The organism is Streptomyces sp. NPDC111744 (genome assembly GCF_055634995.1).
The window spans coordinates 120,103-132,323 of record NZ_JBVKCG010000018.1 but is presented as its reverse complement, the minus strand read 5'-3'; the positions used below and the strand labels follow the sequence as shown (position 1 = coordinate 132,323).

Genomic DNA, 12,221 nt, shown 5'->3' with positions numbered 1-12,221 from the left:
TGCCGTACCCGACAGGTCTAAACCAATTTTTCGACGGCCCTTGTCACCGGGCCCCCAGGTCTGATGAGCTGTGGCCTGGGACACAACGGACACCCTTGGAAAGGGAGATGTCGTGAGCAACGAAAGCCTGGCCAACCTCTTGAAGGAGGAGCGACGCTTCGCGCCGCCTGCTGACCTGGCCGAGAACGCCAATGTCAGGGCCGAGGCGTACGAACAGGCCAAGGCTGACAGGCTCGGCTTCTGGGCCGAGCAGGCCCGCCGGCTGACCTGGGCCAAGGAGCCGACCGAGACGCTGGACTGGTCGAACCCGCCGTTCGCGAAGTGGTTCAAGGACGGCGAGCTCAACGTCGCGTACAACTGCGTGGACCGGCATGTGGAAGCCGGTAACGGCGACCGGGTCGCCATCCACTTCGAGGGCGAGCCCGGCGACAGCCGCGCGATCACCTATGCCGAGCTGAAGGACGAGGTCTCCAAGGCTGCGAACGCCCTGCTCGAACTGGGAGTCCAGAAGGGTGACCGGGTCGCGGTCTATATGCCGATGATCCCGGAGACGGCGATCGCGATGCTCGCCTGCGCCCGGATCGGCGCCGCGCACTCCGTGGTCTTCGGTGGCTTCTCGGCGGACGCGCTCGCCACCCGTATCCAGGACGCGGACGCCAGGGTGGTCATCACCTCCGACGGCGGCTACCGGCGCGGCAAGCCGTCCGCGCTCAAGCCGGCCGTGGACGAGGCGGTCGGCAAGGCCGGCAACGTCGAGCATGTACTGGTCGTAAGGCGCACCGGGCAGGAGGTCGCCTGGGACGACACGCGGGACGTGTGGTGGCACGAGGTCGTGGAGCGGCAGTCGGCCGAGCACACCCCGGAGGCGTTCGAAGCAGAGCACCCGCTCTTCATCCTCTACACGTCCGGTACGACGGGTAAGCCGAAGGGCATCCTGCACACCTCGGGCGGCTATCTCACCCAGGCGTCGTACACGCACTGGGCGGTGTTCGACCTCAAGCCGGAGACGGACGTGTACTGGTGCACGGCCGACGTCGGCTGGGTCACGGGCCACTCGTACATCGTGTACGGGCCGCTGGCCAACGGCGCGACGCAGGTGATGTACGAGGGCACCCCGGACACCCCGCACCAGGGCCGGTTCTGGGAGATCGTGCAGAAGTACGGGGTGACGATCCTGTACACGGCGCCCACCGCGATCCGGACGTTCATGAAGTGGGGCGACGACATCCCCGCGAAGTTCGACCTGTCCTCGCTGCGGGTGCTGGGTTCGGTGGGTGAGCCGATCAACCCCGAGGCCTGGATCTGGTACCGCAAGCACATCGGCGCCGACCGGACGCCGATCGTGGACACCTGGTGGCAGACCGAGACCGGCGCGATGATGATCTCGCCACTGCCGGGCGTCACCGCGACCAAGCCCGGTTCCGCGCAGACCCCGCTGCCCGGTATCTCGGCGACGGTGGTGGACGACGAGGCCCACGAGGTGCCGAACGGCGGTGGCGGCTACCTGGTGCTGACCGAGCCGTGGCCGTCGATGCTGCGCACGATCTGGGGTGACGACCAGCGGTTCCTGGACACGTACTGGTCGCGTTTCGAGGGCAAGTACTTCGCCGGTGACGGAGCGAAGAAGGACGACGACGGCGACATCTGGCTGCTCGGCCGCGTGGACGACGTCATGCTTGTCTCCGGGCACAACATCTCGACGACCGAGGTGGAGTCCGCGCTGGTGTCCCACCCGTCGGTCGCCGAGGCGGCCGTGGTCGGCGCGGCGGACGAGACGACCGGACAGGCGATCGTCGCCTTCGTGATCCTGCGCGGCACGGCGAACGCCGAGGACGAGGGCCTCGTCAACGACCTGCGCAACCACGTCGGCGCCACGCTCGGCCCGATCGCCAAGCCCAAGCGGGTCCTGCCGGTGGCCGAGCTGCCGAAGACCCGCTCCGGCAAGATCATGCGCCGGCTGCTCCGCGATGTCGCCGAGAACCGCCAGCTCGGTGACGTGACGACCCTGACGGACTCCACGGTCATGGACCTCATCCAGGCGAAGCTCCCGGCGGCGCCGACCGAGGACTGACCCCGGCCGCACGAAGATGACCCACCCGAAGGGGCGCCCGGCGCGAAACGCGCCGGGCGCCCCTTTTGCACCTACCGTGAGATTCACCTGGCAACTCTCCGCCACACCTTAGGTAAAGTAAGCAAAGTAACGCGTTCCTCAAGGTGTGCCGGGAAGTCTGGTCGGCAAGTAGCCCCGTCCTGCCCACCCGACCGGAGGTTCTCGTGTCCGCGCCCCGCACCACCCCCGTCCGCAAGGCCCTCGGCCGGCTCTCCCTGCCCGAGCGGACCTTCGTCGCGGACGCGCTGCGGACCGAGACCGTCGGCGGTGTACTGCTGCTGATCGCCGCGATAGCCGCGCTGATCTGGGCGAACATACCGGCGCTGCACCACAGCTACGAGACCGTCAGCCACTTCCACCTCGGCCCCGGCGTCCTCGGCCTGAACCTCTCCATCGCCCACTGGGCCGCCGACGGCCTGCTCGCGGTCTTCTTCTTCGTCGCCGGCATAGAGCTCAAGCGCGAGCTGGTGGCCGGCGATCTGCGGGATCCGAAGGCGGCCGTACTGCCGGTGGTCGCCGCGCTGTGTGGCATGGCCGTACCGGCACTCGTCTACACCCTCACCAACCTCGCCGGCGGCGGCTCCACCCAGGGCTGGGCGGTGCCCACGGCCACCGACATCGCCTTCGCGCTGGCCGTGCTGGCCGTCATCGGCACCTCGCTGCCCAGCGCCCTGCGCGCCTTCCTGCTCACCCTCGCGGTCGTCGACGACCTGTTCGCGATCCTGATCATCGCCGTCTTCTTCACCGCCCGGATCCACTTCGCCGCGCTCGGCGGCGCGGTCCTCGGCCTCGCCGTCTTCTGGCTGCTGCTGAGGAAGGGCGTACGCGGCTGGTACGTCTACGTGCCGCTCGCGCTCGTCATCTGGGCGCTGATGTACAACAGCGGCGTGCACGCGACCATCGCCGGTGTCGCCATGGGCCTGATGCTGCGCTGCACCACCCACAAGGGTGAGCAGCACTCCCCCGGCGAGCACATCGAGCATCTGGTGCGGCCGTTGTCGGCGGGGCTCGCCGTGCCCCTGTTCGCGCTCTTCAGCGCCGGCGTCAAGGTGTCCGGAGGGGCGCTCGGCGACGTGTTCGGCAAGCCCGAGACGCTAGGCGTCGTCCTCGGGCTGGTCGTCGGCAAGACGGTCGGGATCTTCGGCGGGACCTGGCTGACCGCCCGCTTCACCCGGGCCTCGCTCAGCGAGGACCTCGCCTGGGGCGATGTCCTCGCGGTCGCCTCGCTCGCCGGAATCGGCTTCACCGTGTCGCTGCTCATGGGCGAACTCGCCTTCGGCGGCGACGCCGTGCTCACGGACGAGGTCAAGACCGCCGTACTCGCCGGCTCACTGATATCGGCCCTGTGCGCCACGGTGCTGCTGAAGATACGCAACGCCCGCTACCGCGCGCTCTGTGCCGACGAGGAGCGGGACGAGGACCTCGACGGCATCCCGGACATCTACGAGCAGGACGACCCGGCGTACCACCTGCGGATGGCTGAGATCTACGACCGCAAGGCCGCCGACCACCGCCGCATAGCCGCCGAGAAAGCCGGGCAGGCCGCGCGTTAGAGGCCGGCGAGGGCACCCCCACAGGCATGACGCGCTTACCGAAGTGCCGGGCAGGGCAAGCAAGCAGGGCATCCGTCCGGCATGATCTGACGAGACGGTACAAAAGACGATGACAAGTACGCAGAGGGAGACCGCGATGAGCGCACCCGACGGCAGCCCGGTCGGTGCCGAACGCAGCATCGGCCAGTTGTTCGCCTCGGCCACGGCCGAGATGTCGGCGCTGGTGCACGACGAGATCGCGCTGGCCAAGGCCCAGCTGAAGCAGGACGTCAAGCGGGGCGCGACGAGCGGCGGCGCCTTCTCGGCGGCCGGTGTGCTGCTGCTGTTCTCCCTGCCGATGCTCAACTTCGCGCTGGCGTACGGCATTCGGACCTGGACCCACTGGAATCTCGCGGTCTGCTTCCTGCTCTCCTTCGCGGCGAACGTCCTGGTGGCGGGCGTCCTCGCACTCATCGGTCTGGTGTTCGCGAAGAAGGCGAAGAAGGGCCAGGGCCCGCAGAAGGTGGCCGCGTCGATGAAGGAGACGGCGGGCGTGCTGCAGAACGCCAAGCCGCATCCGCGTCCGGCGCTCCCCAGCGATGACCTGCCGGCCATCGAGGCTGTGGGACGCTCGTCGTCATGACCGATCCCGCCCCCTCGGCCGTACGGCTCGAAGGCCCCTGGACACACCGGGACGTCGCCGCGAACGGCGCGCGCTTCCACATCGCCGAGCTCGGCGACGGCCCGCTGGTCATGCTGGTGCACGGCTTCCCGGAGTTCTGGTGGGCCTGGCGGCACCAGCTGGTCGCGCTCGCCGACGCGGGTTTCCGCGCCGTCGCGATGGACCTCAGGGGCGTCGGCGGCAGCGACCGGACCCCGCGCGGCTACGACCCGGCCAACCTCGCGCTCGACATCACCGGCGTGATCCGCTCCCTCGGCGAGCCGGACGCCGCGCTGGTCGGCCACGACCTGGGCGGCTATCTGGCATGGACGGCGGCCGCCATGCGCCCCAAGCTGGTACGACGGCTCGCGGTCGTGTCCATGCCGCACCCACGGCGCTGGCGCTCGGCGATGCTGCGGGACCGCCGGCAGTCCGCCGCCGCCTCCTACATCTGGGGCTTCCAGCGGCCGTGGGTCCCCGAGCGGCAGCTCACCGCCGACGACGGCGCCCTGGTCGGCCGGCTGATCCGGGACTGGTCCGGGCCGCGGCTGCCGGAGGACAAGACGGTGGAGACGTACCAGCGGGCCATGTGCATCCCGTCCACCGCGCACTGCTCGATCGAACCGTACCGCTGGCTGGTGCGCTCGCTGGCCCGCCCGGACGGTATCCAGTTCAACCGCCGGATGAAGCGCCCGGTGCGCGTCCCGACGCTGCATCTGCACGGCTCCCTGGACCCGGTGGCCCGCACCCGCAGCGCGGCCGGCTCCGGCGAGTACGTCGAAGCCCCTTACCGCTGGCGGCTGTTCGACGGGCTCGGGCACTTCCCGCACGAGGAGGACCCGGTCGCGTTCTCCACCGAACTGATCAACTGGCTGAAGGACCCCGAGCCCGATCGGTGACCGTGCCGATGCGCCCGGTATCCGGATCTGCACACCTGTTCTACGAACGGCCACATGCCCCGCGCATACGCCAATTGAGGGCCGTGCGCGAGGTTATCGACCTTGGGGCAGGGGCAGACGTCGGGGTATGGGCTGGACGCACGACTACAGTGACGCACCCCGAAACCGCCGTACGACAGGCGGTCTGAACTCCCATCGAGGAGCCGCCCCGCAGCTGCCGGGCACGGACCTCAGGGTGGGGATTCCGCACATCCTGCGCCGCCGGGCCCGTTGGGTGTCGGTCCGTCTGCGCCACACCCGCGGCTGATCCCTCACAGGGCGCAGCTGTCGGTCCCGACCTGCTGATTCGCGGTGCGGCCCCGGGTGATGTCCGCCCGGATCTCGTCGGCCGTGAGGGCGTATCCGGTGTCGGCGTCGTCCAGTGACTTCGCGAAGACGACCCCGTACACCTTGCCCTGGGGGGTGAGCAGGGGGCCGCCGGAGTTGCCCTGGCGGACGGTCGCGTACAGCGAGTAGACGCCACGGCGGACGGTGCCGCGGTGGTAGATGTCCGGGCCGTTGGCGGTGATACGGCCGCGCACCCGGGCGGCACGGACGTCGTACGGCCCGTTCTCCGGGAACCCGGCGACGATCGCGCTGTCGCTGGTCTCGGCGTTCGCGGCGGAGAACTTCAGGGCCCTCGCCGGGAGGTCCGGCACGTCCAGGACGGCGATGTCGCGCTGCCAGTCGTAAAGCACGACTTTGGCGTCGTACCTGCGGCCCTCGCCGCCGATCTGGACGGTGGGCTCGTCGACGCCGCCGACCACGTGCGCGTTGGTCATGACCCGGCGGTCGGCGAAGACGAAGCCGGTGCCCTCCAGGATCTTGCCGCAGCTCTGCGCGGTGCCCGTGACCTTGACGATGGACTGTCTGGCGGTGGTGGCCACCGTGCTGTTCGCGAGGGCGGGGTCGGGCGGTGAGACATCGGTGATCGGCTCGTTGGCGAAGGGGCTGAACACCTGCGGGAAGCCGTTCTGCGCGAGGACCTTGGAGAAGTCCGCGAACCAGGTGTCGGCCTGGTTGGGCAGTGCTCTGGAGACCCCGAGGAGCACCTTGGAGTTGCGGACCTCCTTGCCGAGCGTCGGCAGCGTGGTGCCCGCGAGGGCGGAGCCGATCAGCCAGGCGACCAGCAGCATCGCCAGCACGTTGACCAGTGCGCCGCCGGTGGCGTCCAGGGCGCGGGCCGGGGACCAGGTGATGTACCGGCGCAGCTTGTTGCCCAGATGCGTGGTCAGGGCCTGGCCGACGGAGGCGCAGACGATGACGACGACCACGGCGACCACCGCGGCGGTCGTGCCCACCTCGGCGTTGTCGCTCACCGCGTCCCAGATGACCGGGAGGGCGTAGACGGCGACGAGTCCGCCGCCCAGGAAGCCGATCACCGACAGGATGCCGACGACGAATCCCTGGCGGTAGCCGACGATCGCGAACCACACGGCGGCGACCAGCAACAGGATGTCCAGCACATTCACGGTGGACACCCTGTCATGACCGCCAGTCGAGCGGGACCAGCTTCTCGCGGTCCCAGGAGCGCTCCCATCCCGCGTAGTGCAGCAAGCGGTCGATCACCCCGGCCGTGAACCCCCACACCAAGGTCGATTCGACCAGAAATGCCGGGCCTCGGTGGCCGCTGGGGTGCACGGCGGTGGCCCGGTTGGCCGGATTCGTGAGATCCGCCACGGGGACCCTGAAGACCCTCGCCGTCTCGTTCGGATCCACCACCCCCACCGGGCTCGGCTCGCGCCACCAGCCCAGCACCGGGGTGACCACGAAGTGGCTCACCGGGATGTACAGCCTGGGCAGCACCCCGAACAGCTGCACACCGGCCGGATCGAGCCCGGTCTCCTCCTCGGCCTCGCGGAGAGCGGCCCGCAGCGGCCCGTCGGCCTTCGGGTCGCCGTCCTCGGGGTCGAGGGCGCCACCGGGGAACGAGGGCTGCCCGGCATGCGAGCGCAGCGAGCCGGCCCGCTCCATCAGCAGCAGCTCGGGCCCCTGCTCGCCCTCGCCGAACAGGATCAGCACGGCCGACTGCCGTCCCGCGCCGTTCTCCGGCGGCAGGAAACGGCTCAGCTGGACCGGCTGCACCGTCTCGGCGGCCCGCACCACCGGGTCCAGCCACTCCGGCAGACCTTCCTTGCTGAGCGCCACACCCGCGCGTGGAGCCCCGGTGTGCGCCTTGCCGCTGTGTGTCATGGCATCCCCCGTCCTGCCCTGCTGCCCCGGCCTGCCCGTTCCAACGCCCGAAGACTCCTTGATCGTTCCGTTCCTCGCCCCTCAGAAGGTCCCTAGGTCATGTCCCTGATACGGCGCCCAGCGGCGGCGCCGGCCTGCCGCCCGCGTCCAGATACGCCTGCGGGGGCTTGAGGCGCTGGCCGGGGAAGCCGCCCTTCTCGTACTTGAGCAGCTTCTTCGCCTTCTCCGGGTCGGTCTCACCCTCGCCGTAGGCCGGGCAGAGCGGTGCGATGGGGCAGACCCCGCAGGCGGGCTTGCGGGCGTGGCACATCCGGCGGCCGTGCCAGATCACATGGTGCGAGAGGTCGGTCCAGTCGCTCTTGGGGAACAGCGCGCCGACGGCCGCCTCGATCTTGTCGGGCTCGGTCTCCGCGGTCCACCGCCAGCGGCGGACGAGGCGCTGGAAGTGCGTGTCCACGGTGATGCCGGGGCGCCCGAAGGCGTTGCCCAGCACGACGAAGGCGGTCTTGCGGCCGACGCCGGGCAGCTTGACGAGGTCCTCGAGCCGCCCCGGGACCTCACCGCCGAACTGCTCCACAAGGCCCTTGGAGAGCCCTATCACCGACTTGGTCTTGGCCCGGAAGAAACCGCACGGCCGGAGGATCTCCTCGACCTCCTCCGGGTTGGCCCCGGCCAGGTCCTCGGGGGTGGGGTACTTCGCGAAGAGCGTCGGGGTGGTCTGGTTGACGCGCAGGTCGGTGGTCTGGGCGGAGAGCACCGTGGCGACCAGGAGCTGGAAGGGGTTCTCGAAGTCCAGCTCGGGGTGGGCGTACGGATACACCTCGGCGAGCTCGCGGTCGATCCGGCGGGCGCGGCGGACCAGAGCGGTGTGCGACTCGGGCTTCCCGGGCATCTGCGGCCTCTCGGCGGCGGCCTGCTCGGCCACGGCCGTCTTGGACGCGGCGCGCTTGGCAGCGGGTCGCTTCGGGGCCGTCTGCCCGGCCGCGGTCTTCGCCGGTGCCGCCTTCTTCGTTACGGCCTTCTTCGTTACGGCCTTCTTCGCTACGGCCTTCTCCTGCGCCGTCTTCTTCACAGCGGCCCTCTTCACGGCTTTTGCCGCTTTTGTCGCCTTTTTCGGTTCCCCGGGGGCAGCATCGGACCCCTGTTCGCCCACGGCGGAATCACGACGTACAACCACCCGCCCAGCCCCCTTGGCCTGTGCTCTACCGGCGATTTGGACACCCGGCCAGCCTAAAGCCCGGCACCGACATCCGCCCCGGACCCGGAAGATCAGCCCCCGATTGGACCCCTGCCGCTTACCTCGGGACACCTGTGCGGCATCCTTGTGACAGATCACACTGTTTGAATCGCCCGGCAAGACGGGGAACACGGTCCCCTGGTACCAAGGGGGAGCAAGATCCCCTGAGCAGGTCTACAAGGAGAGAACTCGTGGACGACGTTCTGCGGCGCAACCCGCTCTTCGCGGCGCTCGATGACGAGCAGTCCGCGGAGCTGCGTGCCTCCATGAGTGAGGTGACCCTCGCGCGTGGCGACTCCCTGTTCCACGAGGGCGACCCGGGCGACCGGCTCTACGTCGTCACCGAGGGCAAGGTCAAACTCCACCGCACCTCCCCCGACGGCCGCGAGAACATGCTCGCCGTCGTCGGTCCCGGTGAGCTGATCGGCGAGCTGTCGCTGTTCGACCCGGGCCCGCGTACGGCGACGGCGACCGCGCTGACCGAGGTCAAGCTGCTGGGCCTGGGCCACGGCGACCTCCAGCCCTGGCTGAACGCCCGCCCGGAGGTGGCCACCGCCCTGCTGCGCGCCGTCGCCCGCCGGCTGCGCAAGACCAACGACGCCATGTCCGACCTGGTCTTCTCCGACGTCCCGGGCCGGGTAGCGCGCGCCCTGCTGGACCTCTCGCGCCGCTTCGGTGTGCAGTCCGAGGAGGGCATCCACGTCGTCCACGACCTCACCCAGGAGGAGCTGGCCCAGCTGGTCGGCGCATCCCGCGAGACCGTGAACAAGGCGCTGGCGGACTTCGCCCAGCGCGGCTGGCTGCGCCTGGAGGCACGGGCCGTGATCCTGCTGGACGTCGAGCGTCTGGCAAAGCGCTCCCGGTAGTCGTCATCGTTCGGGGGGCCGGGCTGATACGTGATTGCTGATGCCTGAAACGGTCCCGTCCCGAGGCCTCGACCCCCTGGGCTTCATCGAGCGCGAGGGCTCGCACGCGCGCGTGCCGCACGTTTTCCGCCCCGTCGTCGCCGCCGCCCGCGACCGGCTCCTGGACGTCTTCGGCGCACGGCTGGACAGCGCCTACCTCTACGGATCGGTCCCGCGCGGCACCGCGCGCGTGGGGCACAGCGACCTGGATCTGGTGGCCGTCCTGCGGGAGGAGCCGACCGGCGCCGACCGGGACGCGGCCCGTGCTCTCGGCGAGGCCGTCGACAAGGAGTTCCCGGAGATCGACGGGGTCGGGACCCTGCTCTACTCCCGCGCGCGGGTGCTCAGCGAACTGGAGCGGTACGACATCGGCTGGTTCGTGGCCTGCCAGTGCACCCCGCTGCTCGGCGAGGACCTCGCGGAGTTCCTGCCCCGCTACCGCCCCGACTCCCTGCTCGCCCGCGAGACCAACGGCGACCTCGCCCGCTTGCTGCCACGCTGGCGCGACCGGATAGCCTCCGCGGACGATACCGAGGAGGCCCTGCGGCCCCTGGTGCGCTTCATGTCACGCCATCTCGTGCGCACCGGCTTCACCCTCGTCATGCCCCGCTGGAACGGCTGGACGAGCGATCTGCGGGAGATGGCCGAGGCGTTCGCCGGTTACTACCCCGAGCGGGCCGAACAGCTGCGCCGTGCGGCCGGGTTGGGATACGAGCCGGTCGGCGACCGCGCGGCCCTGCGGTCGTACGTCGACGACCTCGGCCCGTGGCTCGCGGACGAGTACGCGCGCGTGCACGGCGTGAAAGCCCCCAGACCCCAGGGCTGGGACTAGGCCTCGAAAAGAGGGTGGCTGGGTCCAGGTCCCCGGCTTGAGCGCTGGGACTAGATCAGGCCGTGCTCACCGAGATAGTCCAGCTGCGCCCGGACCGACAGCTCCGCGGCCGGCCACAGGGAGCGGTCCACGTCCGCGTAGACGTGGGCGACGACCTCGGCCGGGCTGCGGTGGCCGTTCTCGACGGCCGTCTCGACCTGGGCGAGCCGGTGGGCCCGGTGGGCCAGATAGAACTCGACGACGCCCTGGGCGTCGTCCAGGACGGGTCCGTGGCCCGGCAGGACCGTGTGGACGCCGTCGTCGACCGTCAGGGAGCGCAGCCGTCGTAGCGAGTCCAGGTAGTCGCCCAGACGGCCGTCCGGGTGGGCCACGACCGTCGTGCCGCGACCGAGGACGGTGTCGCCGGTCAGGACCGCGCGGTCGGCCGGGAGGTGGAAGCTGAGGGAGTCGGCGGTGTGGCCTGGGGTGGGCACGACCCGGAGCTCCAGGCCGCCGGTCGTGATCACGTCGCCTGCCGCCAGTCCCTCGTCGCCCAGGCGCAGCGCCGGGTCGAGGGCACGCACGCGCGTGCGGGTCAGCTCGGCGAAGCGGACGGCGCCCTCGGCGTGGTCCGGGTGGCCGTGGGTCAGCAGGGTGAGCGCTATGCGTTTGCCGGCCTTCTCGGCCGTGTCGACGACGTTGTGGAGGTGGCCGTCGTCCAGCGGGCCGGGGTCGATCACCACGGCCAGGTCGGAGTCGGGCTCGGCGACGATCCAGGTGTTGGTGCCGTCCAGGGTCATCACGGAGGCGTTGGGCGCCAGCACGTTCACGGCCCGCGCGGTGGCGGGGCCCGAGAGAACCCCGCCGCGCGGCTGGCCGGGCAGGGCTGCTGCGTTCGTCATGCGGGGCCTCCTGCGCTGGATCCCGGGGCGGGTTCCGCGGTGGGCGCGGTCGGTATGTGCTTGGTGAACTCGTCGTGCCCCGGCCAGGCCAGGACGATCTCGCCGCCCTCCAGGCGGGCGCGGGCCAGCACCGGGGTCATGTCCCGCGCGGGCGCCGCCGCGAGCGTCTCGGCGGCCGTGGCGTACGGCGTCAGCTGACGCAGGGTCGCGATCGTGGGCGGCATCATCAGCAGCTCGCCCTTGTCGTATCCGGCGGCCGCCTCGGCCGGGCGGATCCACACCGTGCGGTCGGCCTCGGTGGAGGCGTTCCGGGTGCGCTGGCCCTCCGGGAGGGCGGCGACGAAGAACCAGGTGTCGTAGCGGCGGGTCTCGAACTCCGGGGTGATCCAGCGCGTCCAGGCGCCCAGCAGGTCCGAGCGCAGCACCAGGCCGCGCCGGTCCAGGAACTGGGCGAAGGACAGGTCACGGGTGACCAGGGCCGCGCGGTCGGCCTCCCAGTCGTCCCCGGTGGTGTCCCCCACCACGGCGTCGGCGGCCGGGCCCGCGAGCAGGACGCCGGCCTCCTCGTACGTCTCCCGCACGGCGGCGCAGACGATCGCCTGGGCGCCCGCCTCGTCGACGCCGAGCCGCTCGGCCCACCACGCGCGCGTGGGGCCCGCCCAGCGGACCTGGTGGTCGTCGTCCCGCGGGTCGACACCGCCGCCGGGATACGCGTACGCGCCTCCGGCGAAGGCCATGGAGGCGCGTCTGCGCAGCATGTGGACGACCGGGCCGCCAGGGGTGTCCTTCAGGAGCAGGACGGTCGCCGCGCGCTTCGGGGACACCGGTACGAGGGTGCCCTCCGCATGCGCGCGGATGCGGTCCGGCCACTCCGGGGGATACCACTGTCCATCGGCCATTACCGGAGGCTATCCCGTGGGGAGCGAATGTTC

Annotated in this window: 12 protein-coding genes; 7 read left to right on the top strand and 5 right to left on the bottom strand. The window is 70.7% G+C overall.

The window, feature by feature from the left end; genetic code table 11:
• The first annotated feature begins 112 nt into the window (after positions 1 to 112).
• The 5 genes from acs (at position 113) to ACZ7OO_RS32395 (ending at position 5,509) form a co-directional block, all read left to right on the top strand.
• Positions 113 to 2,071, top strand: coding sequence for an acetate--CoA ligase (acs, locus tag ACZ7OO_RS32415; protein ID WP_471510250.1), 1,959 nt, complete (start codon positions 113 to 115; stop codon positions 2,069 to 2,071).
• Positions 2,072 to 2,274: 203 nt separating this feature from the next.
• The gene (gene nhaA, locus ACZ7OO_RS32410; protein ID WP_471510248.1) at positions 2,275 to 3,663 is read left to right on the top strand and encodes a Na+/H+ antiporter NhaA; all 1,389 of its coding nucleotides are present in this window, start codon (positions 2,275 to 2,277) and stop codon (positions 3,661 to 3,663) included.
• Positions 3,664 to 3,799: 136 nt separating this feature from the next.
• Entirely contained in the window at positions 3,800 to 4,285 is a 486-nt protein-coding gene (locus ACZ7OO_RS32405; RefSeq protein WP_471510246.1) for a phage holin family protein, read from the top strand.
• Positions 4,282 to 5,202 (top strand): alpha/beta fold hydrolase, encoded by a 921-nt coding sequence (locus tag ACZ7OO_RS32400; RefSeq protein ID WP_471510244.1) that lies wholly within the window; start codon positions 4,282 to 4,284, stop codon positions 5,200 to 5,202. The genes ACZ7OO_RS32405 and ACZ7OO_RS32400 overlap by 4 nt, the downstream gene beginning before the upstream one ends.
• Before the next feature lie 127 nt (positions 5,203 to 5,329).
• Positions 5,330 to 5,509: a hypothetical protein gene (locus tag ACZ7OO_RS32395; RefSeq protein ID WP_352222441.1), complete on the top strand. Its 180-nt coding sequence runs from the start codon at positions 5,330 to 5,332 to the stop codon at positions 5,507 to 5,509.
• Between the two features lie 4 nt (positions 5,510 to 5,513).
• Here the strand turns inward: ACZ7OO_RS32395 and ACZ7OO_RS32390 are convergent, their stop codons facing one another.
• From ACZ7OO_RS32390 to nth, 3 genes are all read right to left on the bottom strand, one after another.
• Positions 5,514 to 6,713, bottom strand: coding sequence for a MarP family serine protease (locus tag ACZ7OO_RS32390; protein WP_471510317.1), 1,200 nt, complete (start codon positions 6,711 to 6,713; stop codon positions 5,514 to 5,516).
• A gap of 13 nt (positions 6,714 to 6,726) precedes the next feature.
• The gene (locus ACZ7OO_RS32385; RefSeq protein ID WP_471510242.1) at positions 6,727 to 7,434 is read right to left on the bottom strand and encodes an NUDIX hydrolase; all 708 of its coding nucleotides are present in this window, start codon (positions 7,432 to 7,434) and stop codon (positions 6,727 to 6,729) included.
• Positions 7,435 to 7,531: 97 nt separating this feature from the next.
• Entirely contained in the window at positions 7,532 to 8,506 is a 975-nt protein-coding gene (gene nth / locus ACZ7OO_RS32380) for an endonuclease III (RefSeq protein ID WP_471510240.1), read from the bottom strand.
• Between the two features lie 356 nt (positions 8,507 to 8,862).
• Here nth and ACZ7OO_RS32375 point away from each other — a divergent pair, with 356 nt between their 5' ends.
• Positions 8,863 to 9,537, top strand: a complete 675-nt coding sequence (locus ACZ7OO_RS32375) for a Crp/Fnr family transcriptional regulator (protein WP_018547939.1) — start codon at positions 8,863 to 8,865, stop codon at positions 9,535 to 9,537.
• Between the two features lie 40 nt (positions 9,538 to 9,577).
• Positions 9,578 to 10,408, top strand: a complete 831-nt coding sequence (locus ACZ7OO_RS32370) for a nucleotidyltransferase domain-containing protein (protein WP_471510238.1) — start codon at positions 9,578 to 9,580, stop codon at positions 10,406 to 10,408.
• A gap of 50 nt (positions 10,409 to 10,458) precedes the next feature.
• Here ACZ7OO_RS32370 and ACZ7OO_RS32365 read toward each other — a convergent pair whose 3' ends face one another.
• Positions 10,459 to 11,289, bottom strand: a complete 831-nt coding sequence (locus ACZ7OO_RS32365) for an MBL fold metallo-hydrolase (RefSeq protein ID WP_471510236.1) — start codon at positions 11,287 to 11,289, stop codon at positions 10,459 to 10,461.
• Positions 11,286 to 12,188, bottom strand: coding sequence for an NUDIX hydrolase (locus tag ACZ7OO_RS32360; RefSeq protein ID WP_471510234.1), 903 nt, complete (start codon positions 12,186 to 12,188; stop codon positions 11,286 to 11,288). The genes ACZ7OO_RS32365 and ACZ7OO_RS32360 overlap by 4 nt, the downstream gene beginning before the upstream one ends.
• Positions 12,189 to 12,221 lie beyond the last annotated feature (33 nt).

Excerpts from the sequence above, each read along its gene's own strand:
- ACZ7OO_RS32385 (WP_471510242.1), bottom strand. The coding sequence starts at position 7,434 with ATGACACACAGCGGCAAGGCGCACACCGGGGCTCCACGCGCGGGTGTG.
- ACZ7OO_RS32395 (WP_352222441.1), top strand. The coding sequence starts at position 5,330 with ATGGGCTGGACGCACGACTACAGTGACGCACCCCGAAACCGCCGTACG.
- ACZ7OO_RS32360 (WP_471510234.1), bottom strand. The coding sequence starts at position 12,188 with ATGGCCGATGGACAGTGGTATCCCCCGGAGTGGCCGGACCGCATCCGC.
- ACZ7OO_RS32400 (WP_471510244.1), top strand. The coding sequence starts at position 4,282 with ATGACCGATCCCGCCCCCTCGGCCGTACGGCTCGAAGGCCCCTGGACA.
- ACZ7OO_RS32405 (WP_471510246.1), top strand. The coding sequence starts at position 3,800 with ATGAGCGCACCCGACGGCAGCCCGGTCGGTGCCGAACGCAGCATCGGC.
- ACZ7OO_RS32370 (WP_471510238.1), top strand. The coding sequence starts at position 9,578 with ATGCCTGAAACGGTCCCGTCCCGAGGCCTCGACCCCCTGGGCTTCATC.
- ACZ7OO_RS32365 (WP_471510236.1), bottom strand. The coding sequence starts at position 11,289 with ATGACGAACGCAGCAGCCCTGCCCGGCCAGCCGCGCGGCGGGGTTCTC.